Below are 3585 nucleotides of genomic sequence, written 5' to 3'. Positions count from 1 at the left end.
GGTATAGCATTTGATAGTCAAAGGCAGTTGTCACATTTGAAATGTGTGACAACTGCCTTGTTATTTATATGCTACGATTATTTTCTATATTTTAATTTCGCAAATGCATCATGTTGGTGAATAGATTCTTCGTTACGACATTCAATGTCAAAACCATCTATCCAATCAAATTCTACCAAGTCAGCAGCGATAAGACGAATTAAATCTTCGACGAATCGTGGATTTTCATAAGCGCGTTCTGTAACACGTTTTTCATCTGGACGTTTCAAAATTGGGTATAAGATTGAACTTGCATTTGCTTCCATAGCATCTAGAATTTTATTTTTATAATCATCAACAACCTGGTTGTTTTTATCTAAATAAACTTTAACTGTAACTACACCACGTTGGTTGTGGGCTGAATATTCACTGATTTCTTTAGAACATGGGCATAGTGTTGTTACAGTTGCTTCAATTGTAATTTCTTTACGTGTAATTTGGTCTTGTTCGATGGCTAATCCGTAAGTGACATCGGCATTGCCTACTGCTTTAATGTTCGTTACTGGACTGAAGCGGTCAAAGAACCATTTACCCGAAACATCAACACCTGCTGAATTCTGTTTCATATTCGTCTGTAATGTACGTAATACCTGATAAAGTGTATCGAAATTCAACTCTAAACCATTGTTATAATGTTTTTCGACACTTTCAAGAATACGGCTCATGTTAATGCCTTTTTCATCTTTATTTAAGCTCGTTGAGAAGCTAAAGCGCCCCGCTGTTTGGAAGCGATCGATGTTCACAGGATAAATTAAGTTTTTAATACCGACTTCTTCAATTTCAAATAAGAAATTTTTATGTGTGCTTTGTAAGTCAGTCATTTCATTTTTAGTTGTTGGTTTAGTACCTTCGATTGGGTCAACTGAGCCAAAGTGTTTCCAACGACCCTCACGTGTAGATAAATCAAATTCAGTCATTGTTTACCTCCCCTTAAGATTCAAAGTGATATGTCCAATATGGTTCGACGTCTAAGAAACTTTGCGTTTCGCCACCGACTTCTGGACTCGCTAATTGTTTTAAAAATGGACCAGTTTGAGATGCATGTGCTTCGAAAGCTTTCAATTTTAAATCTCGATATGCACGAATGTCATTTAATATATCTGGTTCGCCTAGTATGTCTGGTGCATCATTACTAAACGCTACAAGTTGTAATCGTGGTCGTTCATCCTTAGGCATACGTCCTACGGTTCTTACTACAGCCTCGGCTGTTGCTTCATGATCGGGATGTACGGCAAATTTAGGATAGAAAGAAATAATCACTGATGGATTGGTTTCTTCAATCAAATTTTGTACCATGTCATCCATTTGCTCATGAGGCTCAAATTCAACTGTTTTATCACGTAACCCCATTTTACGTAAATCAGTGATACCAATGATTTTCATGGCTTCTTCTAATTCACGCTCGCGAATATCAGGTAGTGATTCTCTAGTTGCAAAAGGAGGATTACCTAAATTACGTCCCATTTGTCCTAATGTTAGGCATGCGTAAGTGACAGGTATGCCCTTATCGATATAACTGGCAATCGTTCCAGCTGATGAGAAGGTCTCATCATCAGGGTGTGGAAATATCATTAACACGTGTCTTTCATCTTTCATGAATAAACCTCCTCTATACTGTAAATGGCTTTTCACTGATTTCGATTGTGGCAGCCAATTGTCCTTCGTAGTTAAATCCTGCGATTAAAAATTCATTGTTGTCATTGATTTCATAATGCGTTAGCCCTTGAACGTAAACCCAACCACCATCGCGGAGTTTTAGACCAACTCTATAAGGGTCTTTCTCTCCACCTTTAAGTTGTGCATGTTCATACGTGACTTGTATATTCCTTAAAAATGTTCCCGCATTAAAGACACGTTGATCGAAATGGTTCGCATACGCACCATTAGTCGTTTCAACGTGTAGGTATACAGGTTTATTTTCGAATGATGTTAATAATTGTTGTACTTCTTCAGCGTTAATGGGTTCCAACACTTTCACTCCTTGCAACCATACAATATGTTTATCTATTTATTTTACTAAAAAGATGTGACTAATTGTACATCTCTGCTCAATTTATTTAGAAAAAATGGTAATTATACCCTTAAATAGTTGAATTACTGTAAGGGCTTTTATAAAAAATAAGATAAAGGTTTGATGAAGTTATATCGTTTAAAAAGATAGAAGACGGGTAGACTAATAAATGTGAAAGACAAAACTAAGAACTGAAGATATATGACTTTAGTAACGAAAGGATGTTTGCATTGGAATTACAATTAGCAATCGATTTATTAAATAAAGAGGAAGCAGCAGAGTTAGCTAAAAAAGTTGAGGAATATGTAGATATCGTAGAAATTGGTACACCAATTGTTATCAATGAAGGTTTACCGGCAGTTCAACATTTAAATGAAAATATTAATAATGCTAAAGTGTTAGCAGACCTTAAAATTATGGATGCAGCAGACTACGAAGTAAGCCAAGCTATTAAATTTGGTGCAGATGTAGTTACCATCTTAGGTGTAGCTGAAGACGCTTCAATCAAAGCAGCAGTTGAAGAAGCACATAAACATGACAAACAATTATTAGTTGATATGATTGCAGTTCAAGATTTAGAAAAACGTGCGAAAGAATTAGATGAAATGGGTGCTGACTATATTGCAGTACACACGGGTTATGACTTACAAGCTGAAGGTCAATCTCCATTAGATAGCTTACGCACTGTTAAATCTGTAATTAAGAATTCTAAAGTTGCAGTAGCTGGCGGTATTAAACCAGAAACAATTAAAGACATCGTAGCTGAAAACCCTGATTTAGTTATTGTTGGTGGCGGTATCGCTAATGCAGATGACCCTGTTGAAGCAGCAAAACAATGTCGTGAAGCGATTGAAGGTAAATAAGCATGTCTCAATTTACAAATTATAAATTAATTCTTGAAGAATTAGATCGTACATTATCACACGTACAAGATGAACAGTATGATCGCTTTGCCAATGATGTGAATGGTGCGCAAAGAATATTCACTGCCGGTAAAGGGCGTTCAGGTTTTATGGCGAATAGTTTCGCAATGCGATTGAACCAATTAGGTAAAGACGCATTTGTCGTAGGTGAATCAACAACGCCATCTATTAGAGAACATGACTTGTTTGTGATTTTGTCTGGGTCAGGTTCAACTGAGCATTTACGTTTATTAGCTGAAAAGGCACAATCAGTAGGTGCTAAAGTTGTATTATTAACAACAAACCCTGATTCTCCGATTGGCGAATTAGCGGAAACAGTTATTGAATTACCTGCAGGTACAAAATATGATGTTGAAGGTTCTGAACAACCGCTAGGCAGTTTATTTGAACAATCCTCATTATTATTCTTAGATAGTGTTGTATTAGGATTGATGGAAACCTTTAATATTAATGAAGAAGAAATGCAAAATAATCATGCTAATTTAGAATAAATAAATATTTGAGGACTGGGATATTAAAAAATGTCTCAGTCCTATTTTTATATAAATAGGAATATTAAAAAGAGTTTAGAAATTTAGCTACAAATGCATGGATAAAGTCCGTATAATTGTG

5 protein-coding genes are annotated in these 3585 nt (G+C 35.7%); 2 read left to right on the top strand and 3 right to left on the bottom strand.

All coding sequences use genetic code 11. The features are described from left to right. Positions 1–77 precede the first annotated feature (77 nt). The 3 genes from folE2 to JVV30_RS12595 are packed head-to-tail and all read right to left on the bottom strand — an operon-like array spanning position 78 to position 2011. Positions 78–956: a GTP cyclohydrolase FolE2 gene (gene folE2 / locus JVV30_RS12605; protein ID WP_204194333.1), complete on the bottom strand. Its 879-nt coding sequence runs from the start codon at positions 954–956 to the stop codon at positions 78–80. A 13-nt stretch (positions 957–969) separates the two neighbouring features. Further along, on the bottom strand, positions 970–1635 hold the full coding sequence (bshB2, locus tag JVV30_RS12600) for a bacillithiol biosynthesis deacetylase BshB2 (protein ID WP_204194332.1): 666 nt from the start codon (positions 1633–1635) through the stop codon (positions 970–972). 13 nt (positions 1636–1648) lie between these two features. Further along, positions 1649–2011, bottom strand: a complete 363-nt coding sequence (locus tag JVV30_RS12595) for a YojF family protein (RefSeq protein ID WP_174841478.1) — start codon at positions 2009–2011, stop codon at positions 1649–1651. Between the two features lie 269 nt (positions 2012–2280). Here JVV30_RS12595 and hxlA point away from each other — a divergent pair, with 269 nt between their 5' ends. Then, a complete protein-coding gene (gene hxlA, locus JVV30_RS12590; protein WP_053031358.1) occupies positions 2281–2913 on the top strand; it encodes a 3-hexulose-6-phosphate synthase in 633 nt (210 codons plus the stop codon). 2 nt (positions 2914–2915) lie between these two features. Then, positions 2916–3464, top strand: a complete 549-nt coding sequence (hxlB, locus tag JVV30_RS12585) for a 6-phospho-3-hexuloisomerase (RefSeq protein WP_053031360.1) — start codon at positions 2916–2918, stop codon at positions 3462–3464. Positions 3465–3585 lie beyond the last annotated feature (121 nt).

Origin of the sequence: Staphylococcus sp. GDY8P47P (assembly GCF_016892225.1) — a bacterium.
Classification (GTDB): domain Bacteria; phylum Bacillota; class Bacilli; order Staphylococcales; family Staphylococcaceae; genus Staphylococcus; species Staphylococcus borealis.
Note: the sequence above shows the minus strand (reverse complement) of the source record. Positions and strands in the feature narration are given on the sequence as shown.

What these genes read in the sequence shown, in the direction of transcription:
- folE2 (WP_204194333.1), bottom strand. Translation starts at nt 956, where the DNA reads ATGACTGAATTTGATTTATCTACACGTGAGGGTCGTTGGAAACACTTT.
- hxlB (WP_053031360.1), top strand. Translation starts at nt 2,916, where the DNA reads ATGTCTCAATTTACAAATTATAAATTAATTCTTGAAGAATTAGATCGT.
- bshB2 (WP_204194332.1), bottom strand. Translation starts at nt 1,635, where the DNA reads ATGAAAGATGAAAGACACGTGTTAATGATATTTCCACACCCTGATGAT.